General features: G+C 69.0%; 21 protein-coding genes. 11 read left to right on the forward strand and 10 right to left on the reverse strand.

Going from position 1 to position 19,361, the window contains the following annotated elements; translation table 11 throughout:
• The 3 genes from A8G15_RS07720 to A8G15_RS07730 all read right to left on the reverse strand — a co-directional run.
• A partial coding sequence (locus A8G15_RS07720; protein WP_068157418.1) for a TSUP family transporter occupies positions 1-517 on the reverse strand: 517 nt, incomplete at its 3' end.
• 58 nt (positions 518-575) lie between these two features.
• On the reverse strand, positions 576-2,252 hold the full coding sequence (locus tag A8G15_RS07725; protein WP_068157421.1) for an NTF2-like N-terminal transpeptidase domain-containing protein: 1,677 nt from the start codon (positions 2,250-2,252) through the stop codon (positions 576-578).
• Positions 2,253-2,335: 83 nt separating this feature from the next.
• Positions 2,336-4,165, reverse strand: a complete 1,830-nt coding sequence (locus A8G15_RS07730; protein WP_068157424.1) for a penicillin-binding transpeptidase domain-containing protein — start codon at positions 4,163-4,165, stop codon at positions 2,336-2,338.
• A gap of 218 nt (positions 4,166-4,383) precedes the next feature.
• Here A8G15_RS07730 and A8G15_RS07735 point away from each other — a divergent pair, with 218 nt between their 5' ends.
• Both A8G15_RS07735 and A8G15_RS07740 read left to right on the forward strand, forming a co-directional pair.
• Positions 4,384-5,922 (forward strand): ABC-F family ATP-binding cassette domain-containing protein, encoded by a 1,539-nt coding sequence (locus A8G15_RS07735; RefSeq protein ID WP_068157427.1) that lies wholly within the window; start codon positions 4,384-4,386, stop codon positions 5,920-5,922.
• Positions 5,919-6,731 carry an alpha/beta fold hydrolase gene (locus A8G15_RS07740; protein ID WP_068157429.1) on the forward strand — a complete coding sequence of 271 codons (813 nt, stop codon included), beginning with the start codon at positions 5,919-5,921 and terminating at the stop codon, positions 6,729-6,731. Before A8G15_RS07735 ends, A8G15_RS07740 begins: the two co-directional genes overlap by 4 nt.
• Before the next feature lie 41 nt (positions 6,732-6,772).
• Here the strand turns inward: A8G15_RS07740 and A8G15_RS07745 are convergent, their stop codons facing one another.
• Positions 6,773-7,165, reverse strand: coding sequence for a VOC family protein (locus tag A8G15_RS07745; RefSeq protein ID WP_068157433.1), 393 nt, complete (start codon positions 7,163-7,165; stop codon positions 6,773-6,775).
• A gap of 141 nt (positions 7,166-7,306) precedes the next feature.
• On the opposite strand from A8G15_RS07745, the gene A8G15_RS07750 reads away from it, so the two are divergent.
• Complete coding sequence (locus tag A8G15_RS07750) at positions 7,307-8,377, forward strand: class I SAM-dependent methyltransferase (protein ID WP_068157434.1); 1,071 nt, start codon at positions 7,307-7,309, stop codon at positions 8,375-8,377.
• Between the two features lie 44 nt (positions 8,378-8,421).
• Here A8G15_RS07750 and A8G15_RS07755 read toward each other — a convergent pair whose 3' ends face one another.
• The 3 genes from A8G15_RS07755 to A8G15_RS07765 all read right to left on the reverse strand — a co-directional run bounded on the left by A8G15_RS07755 (position 8,422) and on the right by A8G15_RS07765 (position 11,422).
• Entirely contained in the window at positions 8,422-8,988 is a 567-nt protein-coding gene (locus A8G15_RS07755) for a TetR/AcrR family transcriptional regulator (RefSeq protein ID WP_068157603.1), read from the reverse strand.
• A gap of 136 nt (positions 8,989-9,124) precedes the next feature.
• Complete coding sequence (locus A8G15_RS07760) at positions 9,125-10,102, reverse strand: alpha/beta hydrolase (RefSeq protein ID WP_156665296.1); 978 nt, start codon at positions 10,100-10,102, stop codon at positions 9,125-9,127.
• Between the two features lie 93 nt (positions 10,103-10,195).
• On the reverse strand, positions 10,196-11,422 hold the full coding sequence (locus tag A8G15_RS07765; protein ID WP_068157440.1) for an acyl-CoA dehydrogenase family protein: 1,227 nt from the start codon (positions 11,420-11,422) through the stop codon (positions 10,196-10,198).
• 188 nt (positions 11,423-11,610) lie between these two features.
• Between A8G15_RS07765 and A8G15_RS07770 the strand changes: the two genes are divergently transcribed.
• Complete coding sequence (locus A8G15_RS07770) at positions 11,611-11,994, forward strand: DUF5313 family protein (RefSeq protein ID WP_068157444.1); 384 nt, start codon at positions 11,611-11,613, stop codon at positions 11,992-11,994.
• A 5-nt stretch (positions 11,995-11,999) separates the two neighbouring features.
• Here A8G15_RS07770 and A8G15_RS07775 read toward each other — a convergent pair whose 3' ends face one another.
• Positions 12,000-12,593: a TetR/AcrR family transcriptional regulator gene (locus tag A8G15_RS07775; protein WP_068157449.1), complete on the reverse strand. Its 594-nt coding sequence runs from the start codon at positions 12,591-12,593 to the stop codon at positions 12,000-12,002.
• A 96-nt stretch (positions 12,594-12,689) separates the two neighbouring features.
• Here A8G15_RS07775 and A8G15_RS32470 point away from each other — a divergent pair, with 96 nt between their 5' ends.
• The 6 genes from A8G15_RS32470 (at position 12,690) to A8G15_RS07800 (ending at position 17,142) form a co-directional block, all read left to right on the forward strand.
• Positions 12,690-12,740, forward strand: a complete 51-nt coding sequence (locus tag A8G15_RS32470) for a hypothetical protein (RefSeq protein ID WP_425415078.1) — start codon at positions 12,690-12,692, stop codon at positions 12,738-12,740.
• Positions 12,741-12,842: 102 nt separating this feature from the next.
• Positions 12,843-13,358 (forward strand): DUF4242 domain-containing protein, encoded by a 516-nt coding sequence (locus A8G15_RS07780; RefSeq protein ID WP_068157451.1) that lies wholly within the window; start codon positions 12,843-12,845, stop codon positions 13,356-13,358.
• A gap of 4 nt (positions 13,359-13,362) precedes the next feature.
• Entirely contained in the window at positions 13,363-14,412 is a 1,050-nt protein-coding gene (locus A8G15_RS07785) for an acyl-CoA dehydrogenase family protein (protein ID WP_068157454.1), read from the forward strand.
• Positions 14,388-15,134: an ABC transporter ATP-binding protein gene (locus A8G15_RS07790; protein ID WP_068157458.1), complete on the forward strand. Its 747-nt coding sequence runs from the start codon at positions 14,388-14,390 to the stop codon at positions 15,132-15,134. Before A8G15_RS07785 ends, A8G15_RS07790 begins: the two co-directional genes overlap by 25 nt.
• A complete protein-coding gene (locus tag A8G15_RS07795; RefSeq protein ID WP_068157460.1) occupies positions 15,131-16,297 on the forward strand; it encodes an ABC transporter substrate-binding protein in 1,167 nt (388 codons plus the stop codon). Before A8G15_RS07790 ends, A8G15_RS07795 begins: the two co-directional genes overlap by 4 nt.
• Complete coding sequence (locus tag A8G15_RS07800; protein ID WP_068157462.1) at positions 16,294-17,142, forward strand: ABC transporter permease; 849 nt, start codon at positions 16,294-16,296, stop codon at positions 17,140-17,142. Before A8G15_RS07795 ends, A8G15_RS07800 begins: the two co-directional genes overlap by 4 nt.
• A gap of 49 nt (positions 17,143-17,191) precedes the next feature.
• On the opposite strand, the gene A8G15_RS07805 is transcribed toward A8G15_RS07800, so the two are convergent.
• Both A8G15_RS07805 and A8G15_RS07810 read right to left on the reverse strand, forming a co-directional pair.
• Positions 17,192-18,067 (reverse strand): alpha/beta fold hydrolase, encoded by an 876-nt coding sequence (locus A8G15_RS07805; protein WP_068157465.1) that lies wholly within the window; start codon positions 18,065-18,067, stop codon positions 17,192-17,194.
• Positions 18,068-18,121: 54 nt separating this feature from the next.
• On the reverse strand, positions 18,122-18,700 hold the full coding sequence (locus A8G15_RS07810; protein WP_068157467.1) for a TetR/AcrR family transcriptional regulator: 579 nt from the start codon (positions 18,698-18,700) through the stop codon (positions 18,122-18,124).
• 70 nt (positions 18,701-18,770) lie between these two features.
• Between A8G15_RS07810 and A8G15_RS07815 the strand changes: the two genes are divergently transcribed.
• A complete protein-coding gene (locus A8G15_RS07815) occupies positions 18,771-19,346 on the forward strand; it encodes a dihydrofolate reductase family protein (RefSeq protein WP_068157469.1) in 576 nt (191 codons plus the stop codon).
• Positions 19,347-19,361 lie beyond the last annotated feature (15 nt).

The following is a 19,361-nucleotide window of genomic DNA, read 5'->3' on the forward strand; positions in this document are numbered from 1 at the left end:
CGCTGGCCCGCCAGATGCTCTCCGACGAGCACACGAGGATGAGTGCCAGGAAGATCACGCCGGCGCCCGCGCCGAAGTAGCCGCCGTACACGGCGACGACGAACACGGCCGCCGAGAAGGTCCGGGGCAGGTCACGGTTCCCGGCGAGAGCGCGGATCCGGGGCTGGAACAGCAACGCGAGCGCCGCCAGTGCCACCAGATACGGGACGATCGCCTCGAACGATCCCTCGGGCGCGGCCAGCAGCACGACCGCCCCGGCCACGCCGCCGAGCGCCGCGTAGGCGGTCCACCGCCACACCCGCGGTCCGGTGTCGACGACCTCGCGCGCCGAGTTGGACAGCGCGCCGACGCCGACGCCCACCATCGCGACCGTGTTGGTGACGTTCGCGGCCACGGGTGACAGACCGACCGCGAGCAGGGCGGGGTACGAGACGATCGAGGCGAGTCCGGTGACGAACCCGATGAGTCCGGCGAAGAATCCCGCGACGACGAGCAGCAGCAGGTCGAAGACGGTCACGAGCGGTAAACGTACCGTGGTCCGCTTCTGCTCGCGAACGCGGGCGGGCGGTGCCCGCTCAGAACGCGTCGGCCGGCTTCGCGAGTTCGCGCAGGAACATGTCGGCCATCTTGACGGCGCGGTCGCCTCCGTCGGCGTTGGCGACGAAGACCGCGAACGCCATGTCGCCGCTGACACCGTAGAACCAGCGGTCGTTGCTGTTCTCCGCCGCGATGCCCATCAGGCCGGGGTGCCCCTTCAGGAACGAGGCGGGTCCGTTCTGGACGTTGTCGATCATCCTGCCGCGCATCGCGTCGATCGCCTGGGCCGAGAGGGGTTCGGCCGGGTCCGCGACGCTCGCGGGCTGCCCCTGCACGATCGTCGGCAGGGGCGCCGTCCCACGCGCGACCGACGCAGCCAGCAGCGCGGCCCCGAGCGGGCTCATCAGTGCCTCGCTGTCGGACGAGGAACTCGTGAACTGCACGACCCCGCCCCGGCTCTGCCCGAACTGCGCGGTCTCGAAGTCGAAACCGGGGACGGCGTAATCGAGACCGAGACCGAGGCTGCGCGCGGTGTCGCCGAGCTCGGCGGTGCTGACCTGCGACGGATCCTTCCCCAGGGCGATGCCCGCGGCGACGCGGACGGGGTCCGCGGCAGTGCCCGCGGGGTACAGGCCGCGGGTGGCGACCGCTCCGAGTTCCATCGCCTGGTTGTTCACGTCGACTGCGAGGATGCCGCCGGTCGAGGGCTGGATCGCGACGATCGCGGCGGGTGTGCCGACGCTGACGACGGCCTCCTTCGCGGCGAGCTGGACGCGCGAGTCCAGGGTGGAGACGAGATCCGGTGGCGGCGGCCCCTGAAATCCGGCGACCTGGATGGGACCGGCCTGCGGGTCCTCGAGGGTCACCGCCCAGCCGGCGGTCCGGTCGCGTTCGAGCTGCCACGCGCCGCGCAGCGAGTCGAGCAGCGGGCTCGAGATCCGGCGGTCGGAGCTGATGAGCGTCGGCGTCTTGATCACCTCGACGCCGGGGATGGGGACGATGGCGTCCTCGAGGAACTGGTAGTCCTGGTCGCGCAGCTTGACGGCGGCGATCCGCTCACCGGGCTGCTCTGCCAGGCGCTGCTGCAGCGACTGGGCGTTGATGACGGGCGCGACGGGGGCGAGTACGTCGCCGAGCAGTGTGGTCGTGAGCACAGGATCGGGCATCTTCGCGGGATCGAGCACGACCGTGTTGATCGTCTGCTCGTCCATCAGCAACTGCCCGTTGCGATCGAAGATCCGCGGGGGCGCGGCGTCCGTGCGCACGTGATGCACCGTGCGTCCGCCGCCGAGATCGGGCACGACCACGTCGGGGTTCCACGACACCCGCCAGCCGACGGCGAGTTTCTTCACGGAACCGTCGACCTGATAGGACCAGTTCTTGTCCGGGCCGAAGTTCCAGTTGCCCGCGAGGGTGAAGTAGCCGGACTCGCCGGAGAGCTCGACCAATTGGGTGATGTCGTACTCGACGGTGCCGTCGGAGAGTCCGTCGAACAGCTGGGTCAGGGTCGCGGATGCCGCGTTCGGGTAGGACGTGAGGGCAGCGGCGCCCTCGGCGTCACGATCGTTGAGCTCGGCGACGAATTCGTCGACCAGACGTTCCGCATCGGTGCGGGAATCGGCAAGCTTGAACACCGCGATCCCTGCTGCCACGCAGATCACGATCGCGGAGATGAGGGCGACCACTCGCGCTCGTCGCCGTTCCCGAGAACCCATAGAGATCAACCTTCACTTCAGTCACGTGAGCCTCAAGCACAGCTTGCCTACGATGCTGTCACAGTTGGACTACGAGCTTCGAATCACCCCCTGAGCATTCGCCCGGCCACTTCGACCGCGGGCGCCGAACTACCCGCCCCCGCAACGAAAACCGCGAACGCAAGATCGTTCTGCGCTGCAATGAACCATCCGTGCGCCTCGCTGTTGTCACCGTACTCCGCAGTCCCCGTCTTACCGATCAGTTCCGGAATGTCCCGCAGAGCGGTTGCAGTCCCGTCGGTCACGGTCTCGCGCATCATGGTTCGCAACGCAGTGGTCGCCGCGACAGGCGCGGCGTCCACGGTCCGGTCGGCGGTCGCGGGCTCACCCTGCACGATCATCGGAGCGGGTGTGGAGCCGCGGACGATCGACGCCGCGACCATCGCCATGCCGAACGGCGACGCGGTCACCGTCCCCTGACCGATCGCCGACTCCACCCGCTGCGCCGGCGACTCCGCGACCGGGACACTTCCGGTCACGGTGACCAACCCCGGTGTCACGTAATCGATACCGAGACCGAACTGTGCCGCGGCGTCGGACAGGGCATCGGCCGGGAGGTTCACCGCCAGCTGCGCCATCGTCGTGTTGCACGAGTGCGCGAACGCCGTGTGCAACGGCACCGGCCCGAGATCGAAGCTGTCGTCGTTCGGAATCGTGCGGTCCTCGATCGTCGCGACCCCGGGACACGGCAGCACCGTGTCCGGATCCGCCGCGCCCGCCTGCAACGCCGCCGACGTCGTCACGGTCTTGAACGTCGACCCCGGCGGATACAGACCGGTCAGCGCCACCGCACCCTCCGCGTCCGCCGCGGCGTTCTGCGCGACGGCGCGCACCGCACCCGTCGACGGTTCCACCGCCACCACGACCGCGGGTTGCGATACCGGTGCGACCGCGGCCTCCGCCCGCGCCTGCAGCCCCAGGTCCACGGTCGTGCGCACATCCGGCGGGTCCGTCCCGTCGACCCCGGTCACCCGCTTCGCCGAACCGTCGGCGTTCACCGACTGCACGGCCCAGCCCGCCGACGCGTCCTGCCCGTCCTGCCACAGTTCCGCCAGACCGGACCACACCGGCGACGCCAACTCCCGGTCCACGGTCAGCAGCCGGGTCTGTGCGACCAGTGACACGCCCGGCAACGCCGTCAGCTGCGCTTCGACGGACGCGAGGTCCTCGTCGCGCAGGGTCACCGCCGTCACCGGAGCGGTTCCGGCCTTCGCGAGATCGGCGGCCAGCGATTCCGTGGTGATCGACGGCACGACGGTCGCGAGCACCGGCGCCACCGCCGCCGGGTCCGCGGTCGCGTCGAGATTCACCAACGTCACGACCTGCTGCTCCATCAGCGGCAGGCCGTTGCGGTCCAGCACCGACGCCGGCTCACCCTCGGTCCGGAGATACCTCAACGACGTGTCCGCGGTCAGCCCGGGCGCGAGCACCGCGGGATCCCAGCGGATGAGCCAGCCCGCCTCGCCCTCGACCGCGGACCCGGACGTGCGATAGGACCACTCGCCCGCGCTTCCCTCGGGGGCCTCGGATGTCTCCGGCGGCGTCGCGCCGTCGGGCTCTGCCGTCGGCTCGGGTCCCAGCCTCCACACCACGTCGAGGTCGAACGTGTTCCCGTCCCCCGTGCCGCCGAGCGTCACCTCCGGCGAGGCCGAACCCAGTCCCTCGAACAAATCCCCGATCGCCGCGGCCGCACCGGCGGGGTCGGTGGTCAGCTCCGCCGCCGCCTGCGCGTCGCCCTGCTCGAGCGCCTCCGCGAACTGCTCTGCAACGGTCTCCGGCTGATCGGGTCCGGAGGAACATCCGGTCACCACGAGCGCAGCCACGGTCACCACCGGCAGAACCATCCGTCGAAGAGTGCGCACACGATCGATCATGCCGGAATTCCACGACCGATGCCCGTCACCGACACCACGTCCCGATCCGTATCGCGCACCGGCCGTGAGCGTGGTGACAAATCGGTTGCACGGCCCGACGCCGATCCCTATCGTGGAGAAGTCACATCGTCGTCGATCGGAGAAGGCCCTTGCTCCTGTAGAGGTTTCGCATCCCACACGTCCCCTCGTGTGCCACGTCGCTACCTCCAGGAGTTCCCATGACCTCTCCCCACGGCATTTCTCTGTCCGATCTGCACTACGAGCACCCCGACGGCGACCCCGTGTTCGACGGGCTCGACGCGACGTTCCCGCTCGGGCGCACCGGTCTCGTCGGACGCAACGGGTCCGGCAAAACGACTCTGTTGCACATTCTTTCGGGGTCACTGAAGCCGACCCGCGGGTCCGCCACGGCACGCGGTCGCGTCGGCCACCTGCCGCAGGACATCACGCTCGACCCGGATCTGCGGGTCGAGACCGTCCTCGGCATCGCAGACGTCCGGGCTGCGCTGCGGAACATCGAATCCGGCGACGGGACCGCGGCGGACTTCGACACCGTCGGAGATCGCTGGGACGTCGAGGAACACGCGATCGCGACCGTGCACCGGCTCGGTCTCGATCGGATCCTGCAGGACCGGAACGACTTCGACCGCACGGTCGGAACCCTGTCCGGTGGCGAGACGGTCCTGCTCGCACTCACGGCGCGTCTGCTCGACGATCCGCAGGTGCTGTTGCTCGACGAACCGACCAACAACCTCGACGCGGCCGCACGCGGCCGGCTGTACGAGGCGTTGCAGCAGTTCGCCGGCACACTCGTCGTGGTCTCCCACGACCGCGACCTGCTCGAACGGATGGATGCGATCGCCGAGTTGCGCGACGGTGCTCTGCGTCTGTTCGGTGGTCCCTACAGCCGGTACGAGCAGACCGTCGCGGCGGAACAGGAGGCAGCACAGGCAGTGGTCCGGGACGCTCGCAACGACGTGCGCCGGCAGGCGCGCGAACTGTCGGCGGCGCACATCATCCTGGATCGACGGGAACGCTACGGGCGCAAGATGTTCGAGAACAAGCGGGAACCCAAGATCGTCATGGGTGCCCGCAAGCGCGCCGCGCAGGTGTCCGCGGGCCGCTTGCGCCGGGAGCACGAGGGCAACCTCGAGCAGGCCCGGGAGCATCTCACGCGTGCCCAGGAGGCGGTCCGCGACGATCGCGAGATCCGGGTGGACCTTCCGGCCACCGCCGTACATCCGGGTCAACGGGTGCTCGACGAGCCGCTCGAGATCGTCGGACCCGAACGGATCGCACTGCGCGGTCCGAACGGTTCCGGGAAGACGACACTGCTGCATCGCATCGCGGACGCGCCACCGCGGGTGCCGTTCGCGTTGCTCCCGCAGCGGCTCGACGTGTTCGACGATGCGCTGTCCGTCGCGGGGAACGCGGCCGTGCGGGCACCGCATCGCACGCCGCAGGACATCCGGGCCCGGCTGGCGCGTTTCCTGTTCCGCGGCGCCGATGCCGACCGCCCGGTCGGTGCGTTGTCCGGCGGCGAGCGTCTGCGCGCAGCGCTGGCCATCCTGCTCGCGGCCGATCCGGCACCGCAACTGCTGATGCTCGACGAGCCGACGAACAATCTCGATCTGCCGAGCCTCGAGCATCTCGCGCAGGCACTGCTGGCCTTCGAGGGCGCTCTCGTGGTGGTGTCGCACGACGAGCGGTTCCTCGCGGACATCGGCGTCACCCGATCGGTCACACTCGGAGGATGAGTCGAGCTGTCAATCCTGTCGACGGCACCGCCGTCGCCTATGCGGCGGTGGGCCCCGCGGACGCCCCGCCGTTGCTGCTCGCGCACGGGAGCGCCCTGTCGTCGGCGATCTGGCGGGGCTTCGGGTATCTCGCGGCGCTGCGGCCACGCCACCGGCTGCTCCTGCCGGATCTGCGAGGACACGGCCGGAGCGACAAACCCACCGATCCGGATTGCTACGCAATGGATCTCGTCGTCGAGGATCTGCTCGCCGTCCTGGACGACGCCGGCGTCGATCGCGCTCACGTCCTGGGTTATTCGTTCGGGGCACGCGCCGTGCTGTCGCTCGCCGTGGCCGCCGAGGACCGGGTGCGCTCGCTGATCGTCGGTGGCGGGAGTGCCCGCCCGCAGGCCGGCGCGTTCGACCGGTTGTTCTTCCCCGGGTGTGTCGACGTGCTCGAACGCGACGGCATGGAGGCGTTCCTCGACGGATGGTCCGCACACCGGCAGTGGCCGGTCGATCCCGCGACCCGAGCGGCGTTCCGCGCCAACGACGACCGCGCGCTGGCCGCCTGTTTCCGCAGGGCCGAACTGGAACCGGGGGTCGCCGACGAGGCACTCGCGGCGCTGCGGGTTCCGACCCTGGCGTTCGTCGGGTCGGAGGATCTCGTCCGGGTACCGGACACGCGGTCGCTGGCCCGGACGATTCCGGGCGCGCGGCTCGCGATTCTCCGCGGATTCGACCACGCCACCACGATCGCCGCGAGCCGTGAGGTGCTGTCGGTGGTCGAGCCGTTCCTCGCCGCCCGTTCCGCTGCCGGTCGTGCGTGATTCCGGTAGTAGCAGCTACCGGAATCACGCACCAGCCGGAATCACCCGTCCGCGCCGTCGACCCACTGCACGAGCTGGAACACGACGCCGTTGGGATCGAGCATCTGGAAGTAGCGTTCCCCCCACGGCTCGGTTTCGATGGGGGTGACGATCCGGACGCCTTCGCCCCGGAGCCGGTCGTATTCGGCGTCGATGTCGTCGACGACGAACGCCACGAGGGTCCCCTGCCCGGCGTCACCGGCGTGGCTGGCGGGCTTGAAGGTGCCGAGGCCGGTCTGCAGGAAGATCAGGTTGAATCCGGCGTCCTCGCGGGCGAGGGATACGAATCCGTCGGCCGCCATCGCCTGGGTGAACCCCAGGTGCCGGATCGCGAAGTCCGCCGATGCGGCGACGTCCGCAACATTGAGGGACAGGGCACTGCCGGTGATCTGCACGAGAACTCTCCTTCTGTCGGAATACGCCCCATTAACGTACACCGTACGGCAAATGTTCCCGGTCTCATTCGGCTTGTTCTGCACGCACCCCGGCGCGCACGATGAGAAGGCCCCGACCACCCCCGGCCCTCGGAGGCACCCATGACCGACACCCTCACCACGGTCGATTCCCTCGTGCACCGTGTCGTCGACGCGTCGCTCGGAACGATCGACCTGATCGCGATGTATCTCGGCGACCGTCTCGGCTGGTACCGCAGTCTCGCCGCGGACGGACCCGCCACCCCGGACGAACTCGCCGCCCGCACCGGCACCGATCCCCGTTACGCCCGCGAATGGCTCGAGCAGCAGGCAGTGACCGGACTTCTGGTCGCGAGCGACGGAGAGCCGCGGCGATTCACCCTCCCGGAGGCGGCAGCCGAGGTACTCACCGACGAACACAGCCTCAACTATCTCGGCCCGCTCGCGCGGATGCTGTGCGGCTTCGCGGCCCACCTGCCCGAACTGGTCACCGCCTACCGCACCGGCAGCGGCGTGAGCTGGGCCGAACTCGGAGCGGACGCGCGCGAATCCCAGGCGGCGATGAACCGCCCGTGGTTCGAGGAAGCGCTTCCCGCCGCGCTCGCTTCGGTGCCCGAACTCGACGACCTGCTGCGGGCACCGGGAATCGAGATCGCCGACATCGGTTGCGGCGGAGCGTGGTCGACGATCGCGCTGGCGCGGGCGTATCCCCGGGCTCGGTTGAGCGGCTACGACGTCGACCCGGCGACGGTCTCCCTCGCGCTCGCCGACGTCGCCGGATCACCGGACGTGGCCGACCGCATCACGATCGTCGCATCCGACGCCAGTGCCCTACCACAGCAACGGTTCTCGGCTGTGTTCGCGTTCGAGTGCATCCACGACATGCCGCGACCCGTCGAGGTGCTCGGCGCGGTGCGGCGGTCGCTCACCGAGGGCGGGGTCGTGGTGGTGATGGACGAGGCGGTCGCGGACGAGTTCACCGCCCCGGGCGACGACGTCGAGCGGCTCATGTACGGGTTCAGCCTGACGTGCTGCCTCCCCGACGGCATGAGCCATCCCGAGTCCGTCGGGACGGGAACGGTGATGCGTCCGTCCACACTTCGCCGCTACGCGCTCGAGGCCGGCTTCACGGAGGTCTCGGTTCTGCCGATCGACGAGTTCGGATTCTGGCGGTTCTATCTGCTCGGCACGTGACACCGCTCGGTACGAGCGGGCGAACGGAGCCGTACGCGGAGCGCTCAGGCGGAGGTCAGCAGCGCACCCACCATCCGGCTCATCACCGACGTTGCGTCGGGAATCGACAGTCTCATCACGTCCCGCAGAGAGACCCATGTCGGCCACGTGAGGGTGATCCCCAGCGCCTGCACCACCTCGCGACGGCGGACGTCGTCGAGCCCGGCGAGCTCGCGGGCGAACAACTTCTCGGCCTCCGACCTCACGCCGTGCAGGTACCACACTCGATTGCGCTGCAGTTGACGGGAGAACGGTGCCCGGATCTCCGACGACCGCGCGAACGGCGCGATGAATTCGAGGACCTCGGCACGCTGCCGGCAGTACGCCCCGAGCCGTTCGGTCAGCGGCAGGTCCGCGTCGATCGGTGCGATCATCGCATCCTGGCGGCGCATCACTTCCGCGCCCGTGACCGCGAACAGGGTCTCGAGGTCGTTGAAATTCCCCCACAACGACCGCAGCGACACCCCGGCCCGGTCCGCGATCTGCGCGCCCGTCGGTTTGAGTTCGCCCGCCCGGATCAGCGCGATGTGCGCCTCGACGACCACGCGGCGGGTCCGCTCGGCCCGTGCCATGCGACCGTCCGCGACTTGTTGCGAGTCTTCCTGTCCCCCGGCAGCATCGACCGATACCACGTCCTCGCGAGACGGAATCACCCGCACCGCAGGTGTGCTTCCACTGACAGCCCCCACCGAATCCCCCAGTTTCGTTCTAGTCGTTCTCCAGCACCGCTGTTCTCGCGGTGGCGCGAATGATCGAATCACACAGGGAGGCGGTTGCGCGACGGGTCAGGGCCGCGCCCCGAACCAGCGAAAAGCCGTGGAATGCGCCGGGCCAGAGGTGCAGCTCGACCCGGACGCCGGCGTGAAGGAGGCGCTGGGCGTATTCCAGCCCTTCGTCACGCAGCGGATCGAGTTCGTTGACGGTGATGTAGGTGGCCGGCAGCCCGGAGAGGTCCGGTTGCCGGGCCGGAACCGCGTCGGCGGTCGGAGGCCGCTCACCGAGGTAGTGCCGCCAGCTCAGCGCCGCCTTGGTGTTGTCCCACACCGGGGTATCCGTTCCGTTGCGCATCGAGGCGGTTTCGAGCCGGTCGTCGAGTTCCGGTTCGAGCAGTACCTGCAGCGCGATCGGCGGGCCGCCGTGGTCCCGGGCGCGCACGGCGACACTGGCGGCCAGGCCACCGCCCGCGGAGTCGCCGACGAGGACGATCCGGTCCGGGTCGATGTCGAGATGTGCCGCGCTCGAGGCGATCCAGCTCAGTGCGGCATAGCAGTCGTCGACCGCGGCGGGGTAGGGATGCTCCGGAGCGAGCCGGTAGTCGACGGAGACCACGACCGCTCCGGTGCGCCGGGCGATCACCGCGTTCAGGCCGTCGCTCTGGGCGGCCGACCCCAGCACGAACCCGCCACCGTGGATCTCGACGACGACCGCGCGCGACCCGAAGTTGCCGTCCGGGCAGGCGTCGGGCACGAACAACCGGACCGGAATCTCCGGACCGTCGTGGGCGCCGGGGACCAGCCACTCCTCGACGGTGACACCGGACGTGTCGGCGGGACCGAGCGTCGCCATCAACGCGTCGAACGTGCGGCGGGCCTCGTCCAGGTCGTCGAGGCGCAGGTCGGGGAGCTGCGCGACGGCAGCGGCGAGATCGGGATCGACCGTCGCCGAGAACGGCATAATCTCACTCATGCCGGATGACACTAATTGATTCGGCAGTCCCGGTGCAGATTTTCCGTCCCACCGGTCCCGGGGCGGGAATCCGCCCCGGGACCCGCCACGGTTCTACTCGGCGAGCAGGCCCTTCGCGATGTGCGTCACCTGGATCTCGTTGCTTCCCGCGTAGATCATCAACGACTTCGCGTCGCGCGCGAGCTGCTCGACGCGGTACTCGGCCATGTAGCCGTTGCCGCCGAACAACTGCACCGCCTCCATCGCCACCTCGGTCGCCGCGCGCGAGGAGTACAGCTTCATCGCCGACGCCTCGGACAGACTCACCGGCTTGCCGGACCCGGCACGCTCGATCGCGCTGAACACCATGTTCTGGACATTGATCCGCGCGACCTCCATCTCGGCGAGCTTGAGCTGGATGAGCTGGAACTGCGCGATCTCCTGCCCCCACAGCTTGCGGGACTTGGCGTACGCGGTGCACAGCTTCAGGCACTGTTCGATGATGCCGAGGGACAGGTAGGCGATGCCGATCCGTTCGGCGGCGAAGGATTCCTTCGCGCTGTCCTTGCCGTCGCTCTTGCCACCGTCCTCGGTTTCGCCGAGGAGACGGTCGCGGGTGATCCGGACGTTGTCGAAGAACAGCTCGCCGGTGGGCGAGGAGTTCATGCCCATCTTCTTGAACGGCGCACTCTGCGTCAGACCCTCCATGCCCTTGTCGAGCACGAACGCGAGCACCTTGCGGTCGCGGCGATCGACACTCGCGTCGCCCTCGTCGAGCTTCGCGTAGACGATGATGACGTCGGCGTACGGGCCGTTGGTGATGAACGTCTTCTGTCCGTTGAGGATGTAGTCCTCACCGTCGCGGCGCACGGTGGACTTCATGCCGCCGAACGCGTCGGAACCGGAGTCCGGTTCGGTGATCGCCCAGGCGCCGACCTTCTCCATCGTCACCAGCTCCGGCAGCCAGCGCTTCTTCTGGGCAAGGGTGCCGCGGCTGCGGATCGTGCCGGCGGTCAGGCCGAGACTCACCCCCATCGACGCGACGAGGCCCAGACTGACGCCTGCGATCTCGATGTTGAGCAGCGCCGCCATCCCGGGGGAACCGCCCATGCCGCCGGACTTGGCGGGCGCGCTCTCCCCCGCCTCCTCGCGGGCGAGTGCCTTCGCCAGCGATTCCCTGGCCATCTCGTCGATGCCGAACGCCGCGAACATCTTGCGGATGATGTCGTACGGCGGCAGCTCACCGCTCTCGAGCTCGTCGACGTGGGGGCGGATTTCCTTCTCGATGAATCCGCGGAGAACGTCGCGGAACATGAGGTCGGTGTCTGACCACTCGTACATGATCGCAATATAGAACAGGTTCCTGTTCGTCGTACAGCAGTCGCCCCGTTCTCGTCCCCGATGGCGATGTCGCCGGGCCGACCACCCCACCCCGGACGAGAGCCGGGTCTCGCTATTAGTTCGTGCGCTACTTATATGTGTACGATCTATATCGACGATCGTGACGACACGAGGAAGCGAGACGGCACATGCACACTCGACCCGGCCCCGTCCGGTGGACCGCCTACGCATTCGGGCGCCCCTTGCCCGCTTCGATGCGCGAATGGGTCCGCAACGACCTGGTCGGCGATCACGCCGTCCTCCGGCACATGATCCGGAGCCAGATCCCGTTCCTCCCCGTCTACGCAGCGTTCATGCTGCTGCCCGGCCCGATCTGGCTCCGGGTGAGCACGGTCGGACTCGGCGTGATGCTGTCACTGTTCTTCTCCGTGGCGTACATGGCCCACAACCGCATGCGCCGCCTGGAGAAGAACGGACTGCCGGGCAACCTCGAGAACGAGCGGGTCCTGCAGCGCCGCGCAGCCGAGCAGGCCGCCTACGAACGGTGGCGCAGCACCCTGAGCTCGCGCTGACGGAGTCAGCCGCCGATGAGCTCCGCGACCATCTCGCGCCCCCGCCGCAACGGCGAATCGGTCCGCTCGAGCTTCGACCCGGCGAACGCGCCGTCGTAGATCAGCCGGATCCGCAGCGCGACGGCATCCGGTTCGGCAACGCCGGCCGCCGTGAGCAACTCGACGAGTGTGCCACGCAGCCACTCCCGGTGGGCGACCACCGGCGCGAACGACTCGTCCGGGAATTCCGTTGCCGCATTGGAGTATTGGCACCCGCGATATCCCTTCGACGGCGCCGACGCGAGCGCCAGGTCGAAGAACGCGAGAATCTTCGCCGCCGGGTCCTGCATTCCGGCGACCGCGTCCACCCACCGGGCGCGGTCGCGGCGGTCCAGCCGATCCAGGTAGGCGACCACCAGTGCATCCTTGGAGCCGTAGGCCGAGTACAGACTCGCGCGCGCGACTCCGGATTCGGCGAGGATGCGGTCGATGCCGACCGCCCGGATGCCGTGTTCCGAGAACAGCGCCGACGCGGTCTCCAGGAGTCTCTCGGCCGGACCGGGCTTGCCGACGCGAGGATTCCGGCCGATGTTCGACTCACCGCGGGTGGAGACTGTCACACCTCGAGACTAACGGACCGTCGCAATAGACAGATCGGTCTGTCCGCCTGTACTGTCACGTTCGTGACCCGCCGCCAGCTGACCCGCCGCCTGCACGTGGACCTCGTGCGCGTGGCCGGCGCCGCGTGTTGTCACATTCCCCGCTGACCGGCGACACCCACGTCTTTCCCGGGCATTCACGCCCGTTCACCGTGCCCGGGCGCCGGCGCAGCGACACACCCCAAACCCGTTCCATCGGAAGGTGCCCTCATGTCCCTGTACCTGTACGAACTCGTGCCCACCGACGGCCAGGTCGACGCCGCGATCAAGGCATTCGACGCCGAGGTCACCTCGGCCGGTGGCGAACTCATCGAATCGCAGGTCACGACCGGCGGCGCCCGCGTCTTCGCGATCGCCGAGTTCAGCGCGTGCCGCGCCGCCCAGCTCGAGGCCGCCCAGCTCGACGTCGCGGAGATCCTGGGACCCGACGAGGTTCGCCTCGTGGGAGCCGACCTGGAACAGATCAAGGCGGCCCGCCCCGAGGCCGGCTACCTCGTCGAGTGGGACATCCCCGACACCATCGACATGGACACCTACCTGGCACGCAAGAAGGCCAACTCGCCGAAGTACGCGAACGTCCCCGAAGTGAGCTTCCTGCGCACCTACGTCCGCGAGGACATGGACAAGTGCCTGTGCTTCTACAACGCCCCCGACGAGGCCGCGGTCGTCCGCGCCCGCGAGGCCGTCAGCACTCCGATCGACCGCATCCACTCCCTCGAAGGATGACCAGATGACCGCGGCCATGGAACGAACCGACGAGCACCAGCGCCGGACGATCGCCGAATTCGTGCGTGATCGCGCAGCCGCGCTGGACCGTGGAGAAACCGACACCCGAACCGATCTCGCCCGCGTCGGCGAACTCGGGCTCATCGCGTCCGGACTCGACGGCGGCGAACTCCGGGAGATGGTCGCGGTCATCGAGGACATCGCCGCCGAATCACTCGCGGTCGGGTTCTCACTGTGGGCTCAGCGCATGGCGCTCGAGTACATCGACCGGGCGCCGGCGTCGCTGCGCGCGAAGTTCCGCGACGACCTGTGCGCGGGGCGCCGGGTGGGTGTCACCGCGATGGCAGCCGCGATGAAACACCTTGCGGGACTGGGTGATCTGTCACTCGTGGCCGAGCGTACCGCGGACGGGCTCGAGGTGTCCGGGCCGATCCACTGGGCGTCCAACGTGTTCGACGATGCACTCATCGTCTTCCCGGCGCGCACCGCGAGCGGCGACGGCATCGTCGCAGCGGTCCGAGCCGACACCCCCGGGGTCCGCATCGATCCCCGGCCCGACCTGCTCGCCCTCGGTGCGACCGCGTCCACGTCGCTGACCTTCGACCGGGTGCACGTCCCTGCGGGCCAGGTCGTCTCCGAAGACCTGCGGTCGTTCTGCGGCACCATCCGCCCCACCTTCCTGCTGCTGCAGACCTCCTTCTGCGTCGGGATCTCCCGCACCGCGCTCGACGAATCCGGCACCCGCACCACCGGTCTCGGCGCACAGTTCGCCGGCGAGTACGACGCGCTGCGGAATCGCTTCGACGGCCTGCGCGACCGCCTCCACGAATACGCCGCGGCTCCGGCATCGGTGGACCCGGCCGATCTGTTGCGGCTGCGCCTCGACGGATCGCTGGTCGCTGTCGAGGCGACCCGGCTCGAATCGACTCTGCGCGGTGGTGCCGGCTACGCGTCGGCGAGCGCAACCAACCGCCGCTTCCGCGAAGCAGCGTTCCTGCCCATTCAATCGCCGTCGGAAGGACAGCTTCGGTGGGAACTGTCGCAGTACGAGTAGCTCAGGGATACAAGAGTTTTCCGGGTCTCACCGAACCCGTTCTCGGTGGCCTCGACCTGGACATCGACACCGGTGAATTCCTCGTGGTGCTCGGCAGCAGCGGCAGCGGGAAGTCCACGTTGCTGCGCATCGTCGCCGGCCTCGATCAACTCGACCGGGGCACGATCACCTGGCCCGAGACGGACGACGCGGCCCGCCCGCACACGGGTGTGGTGTTCCAGCAACCGCTCCTGATGCCGTGGCTCACCGTTCGCGAGAACATCGGGTTCGGTGGACGTTTCGCGGCGCACCGCGACCGTTTCGACGCCGTGTACGCAGACGAACTGCTCGACGCGTTCGGTCTCGCCGGTCTCGCCGACCGCTATCCGGAACAGCTCTCCGGCGGTCAGGCCCAACGGGTCGCGGTGATCCGGGCCGTCGCCGTGCGGCCGCGACTGCTGCTGCTCGACGAACCGTTCAGCGCGCTCGATCCGGCGATTCGCGCGGACCTGCAGGACTGGCTGGGCGACCTGGCCCGCGAACTCGGCTTCACCACGGTGCTCGTCACCCACGACATCGACGAGGCACTGCGGCTCGCCGGACGCATCGCCCTGCTCGGGACCGGCGGCCGGGTCCAGCAACAGTGGCATCTCGATCGGGCCGGGTTCACCGATTCCGAGCGGCAGCGGCTGCGCACCGAGATCTTCGCCCGCTACCGCGACTCCACGCTCGAAACAGCATGAGCGCGAGTATCGGCCGCCGGACTCTGCTGCGCGGTGCCGTAGGTCTCGCTGCGGCCGGTGGTGTCGCCGGCGTCCTCGACCTGGGCCGCGCCGCGAGCACGGACCGCACGAACACCACCGGCCGGCTGCGCATCGGTTATCTGCCGATCACCGACGCGGCGCCGCTGCTCGTGGCGCACCACGCCGGACTGTTCGCACCCGGTGTCGTGGACGACGCCCGGCCGGTCCTGTTCCGCAGCTGGGCCTCGCTGGCGGAGGCGTTCGTCACCCGGCAGGTCGACGTGGTGCACCTGCTGATGCCGATGGCACTGCAGCTGCGGTATTCGCTGGGCAGCGCGGTGCGGGTGCTGGGCTGGAACCACACGAACGGGTCCGCGCTCACCGTCGCCCCGGACGTCACCGAACTCGGGCAGCTGGCCGGTCGCCAGGTGGCGATCCCGTTCTGGTGGTCGATCCACAACATCACCGTCCAGCAGATGCTGCGCGCCCACGGTCTGCGACCGGTGATCCGGCAGTCCGCGTCGCGATCGGCGGGCACCGTGGAACTGGTGGTGATGAGTCCGTCCGACATGATCCCGGCGCTCGCGAACGGCTCGATCGCCGCGTTCACCGTCGCCGACCCGTTCAACGCGGCGGCCGACCTGCGCGGCATCGGCCGCATCCACCGGTTCCTCGGTGACGTGTGGCGCGAGCACGCGTGCTGCGCCCTCCTCGTCCACGAGGACCTCATCGACCGCAATCCCGCTGTGGTGCAGCAGGTCTCGGACTCCCTCGTGGCCGCACAGCTGCGGATCGCAGCAGACCGCGCCGCTGCCGCGAAGGCCCTCACCGACGGATATCTGCCGCAGCCGCTGCCCGCGGTGACCCGCGCTCTCACCTATCCCGAGCCACCGGGAACGATCCGGCACCCGCAGTGGCAACCGCAGCAGATCGGTTATCAGCCGTTCCCGTTCCCGAGTTTCACCGAGGCGCTGGCGCTGGCCATGCACGACACCGTCGTCGACGGCGACACCCGTTTCCTGTCGCGTCTCGATCCTGCGACCGTGCACACCGACCTGGTCGACGACCGTTTCGTGCGCACGTCCCTGAGCCGGGTCGACGGCACCGCCGCGTTCGGTCTGCCCGCAGATCTCACCCGTATCGAGGAGGTCGATCCTTCATGAGCACCACCGCGCTCGCCCCCAGCGCCACCGCTCGTCCGCGCCGGGATGCGTGGTGGCCCCCGTTCGCCGCGATCGCCGTCGCCGTGTTCGTCTGGTGGCTGCTCACCACCGTCGTCGCCGGATCCGATTCGCTGGTGCGCGAATTCGCACCACAGCATGTCCTCCCCGCCCTCGGCGACCTGATCTCCCGCGGCGTCCTGCTGCCGGACATCGCAGCGAGCATGTGGCGTCTGCTCGTCGGCCTGTCGATCGCGGCCGTGGTCGGAATTCCGCTCGGTCTGCTCATCGGCCTGAACCCGGTCGTCGAGCGCGCGTCGATGCCGGTGGTGCAGTTCCTGCGGATGATCTCCCCACTGTCGTGGGCGCCGATCGCGGTGGCACTGTTCGGGATCGGTCACCAGCCGGTGTTCTTTCTCATCGCCGCGGCGGCGGTGTGGCCGATCGTCATCAACACCGCGGCCGGTGTGCACGGCATCGATCCCGGGCATCTGCTCGTCGCACGGTCGTTCGGCGCGACCCGCCTCGAACAGTTGACGTCCGTGGTGCTCCCCGCGATCCGCGGTCAGGTGCAGACCGGCCTGCGGGTCGGTCTGGGCATCGCGTGGGTGGTTCTCGTTCCGGCCGAGATGCTCGGTGTCCGGTCCGGTCTGGGCTACCAGATCCTCAACGCCCGGGATCAGCTCGCCTACGACCAGGTGATGGCCGTGATCGTCGTGATCGGTGCCCTGGGCTTCTGCCTGGACTGGGCCGCCCGCCACCTGCTGCGGGAGCGCCGGCGGCCCGTGCCCGTCGAGGACGCCGACGATCCCCGGTCTCCCGCTCCCCCGGCCACCGGGAGCCGATAGCCGGTCCGACCGGGTGAAGGATCCCGTCACCCCGTCGGCGCGGCGGGTACTAGCGGCGCCAGGCTGCGAGCACGGTGCGGACTGCGGCGACCACGGACAACGGCTGGTCGATCATCGGGTGGTGACCGGCGGCAGGCAGCACGGTCATCAACGCGTCGGGGCCGAACTGCTCGCGCAACTGCCCGTAGAGACGGTCGTCGACGATGCCGTGCTCGCTGCGGAAGTACGCGACCGGGCAGCGGGGGCTCATCTCCTCGAGGCTGCTGCGCGTCTCGCGGCCCATCCGCAGGGCGTCGAACTTCCAGGAGTACCCGCCGTCGACCGATTTGAGGGAACCGCGGGCGATGTGGTCGAACACGTACGGTTCGGCGTCGTCCTGCGGCGGCACGAGCCGGAAGCGTGCGACCGCGGCCTCGACGGTCGGATACACCTTCGGCGGGCCCGACGAGGCCGTCGCCTTGATTCGCATCTCGAGCTCCTCGGGGGTGAGGTCGCGGATCGGCGAGTCCAGGATGACCACGCCGGCGAGGCGCTCCCCCATCCGGTGGGACGCCGCGAACGACACGATGCCGCCCATGCTGTGCCCGACCAGGACGGGCGGCCCGGCGATCCCGCCGGCTTCCGCGGCGGCGAGCAGCTCGTCCGTCCACGCCTCGAGTGCATAGCGCTCGCGGTGGTCGCTGTCGCCGTGGCCGCTCAGGTCCGGTGCGACGACGCGACGGCCTTCGGCGAGCTGCGGTCCGATGTGGTCCCACCAGCCCGAATGGGCCATTCCGCCATGCACGAGGACGATGCCGGGCTGCCCCGGATCACCCCACGCGCGGTAGGAGATCGTCGCGCCCGACGCTGTGCATTTCCCCGTCTCGACGGGTGCGGCAAGCGCATCGACGAACCACTGCGGAGCAGAACCGTTCTCATTGCTCATTACTCGAACTTAAGCGAGGTGTGGCGCCCGCCGACAGCCGGGCGGCATTTCGGTTCAGGCGTGGCCGGGGATTGCGCGCTCGACGGCGATCCGCACCAGATCGGCGGCGCGCTTCTCGTCGAAGATTCCCGGCAGGGTGAGACGGTCGAGGATCAGCCAGTTCAGCGCGAGGTACAGCAGCACGACGGCATCCTCGCCGCCGGGCAGGCCGGATTCACGATAGTTGGCGATGTTGAAATCGAGATCGGCTCGCACCCGCTCGGTGAGCAGGTCCTGCAGTTCGGGTCGCCGGGTCGCCTCGAGCCGCAGCTCGAGGATCGCGAGGTAACCCGTGCGGAAGTCGGTGACCCGTTCGACCACTTCGGTCATCAGCCCGGTCATGGACTCGCGAGTCTGCCGCTGACGCGACTGTGCGATGACCTCGTCACCGGGAATCAGCCTCTCGTAGTAGCGGTGCCCCACCTGGACGAGCAGGTCGTCGCGATTGGCGAAGTAGTTCGAGGCGGTCCCCGCCGGCACCCCCGCCTCCTTGTCCACCGCGCGGAACGTCAGCCCGCGGGCTCCGTCCCTGGCGAGCACCTCGATCGATGCGTCCAGCAGGGCCTGCCGGCGCTCGGGATTCGTGCGAACCACTTGACACCACTCCATTCGTAGTACTACGTTCAAACCACTTCATGCATAGTACTACGGAAGGGTGGTTCTTGTGCGAAACCTCGTCTACTACGTGGCGGTCTCCCTCGACGGCTTCATCGCCGGCCCCCACGGGGAATTCGACTTCTATCCGATGTGCGACGACATGTCGTCGTGGATCGACGAGCGGTATCCGGAAACCGTCCCGACCCACCTGCGCGAGAACGCCGGCGTTCCGATCGACACCCCGAATCGGACCTGGGACACCGTACTGATGGGCCGCGGCGCCTACGAGCCGGGGCTCGCGGCGGGTGCGGCCAGTCCTTACCACCACCTGAAGCAGTACGTCTTCTCACGCACGCTCGCACCGGTCGACGAGCCGCAGCTCGAGATCGTCGACACCGACCCGGTCGAGCTGGTCCGGAAGCTGAAAGCGCAGGAGGGCCTCGACATCTGGCTCTGCGGCGGTGGCAATCTCGCCGGTCAGCTCGTCGGCGAGATCGATCGGCTGATCTTCAAGAGCTACCCGGTGCTCGCCGGCGACGGCATCCCGGCGCTGTCCGGGAACTTCGCGCCCACACAGTTCACCGTCACCCGGCGCCGGGAGTTCAGCAACGGCGCGCAGGTGACGTGGTTCGACCGCGCCTGACTCCGGCGCACCCCT

It is taken from the genome of Rhodococcus phenolicus (genome assembly GCF_001646785.1).
In the GTDB taxonomy this organism is placed as follows: Bacteria; Actinomycetota; Actinomycetes; order Mycobacteriales; family Mycobacteriaceae; genus Rhodococcus; species Rhodococcus phenolicus.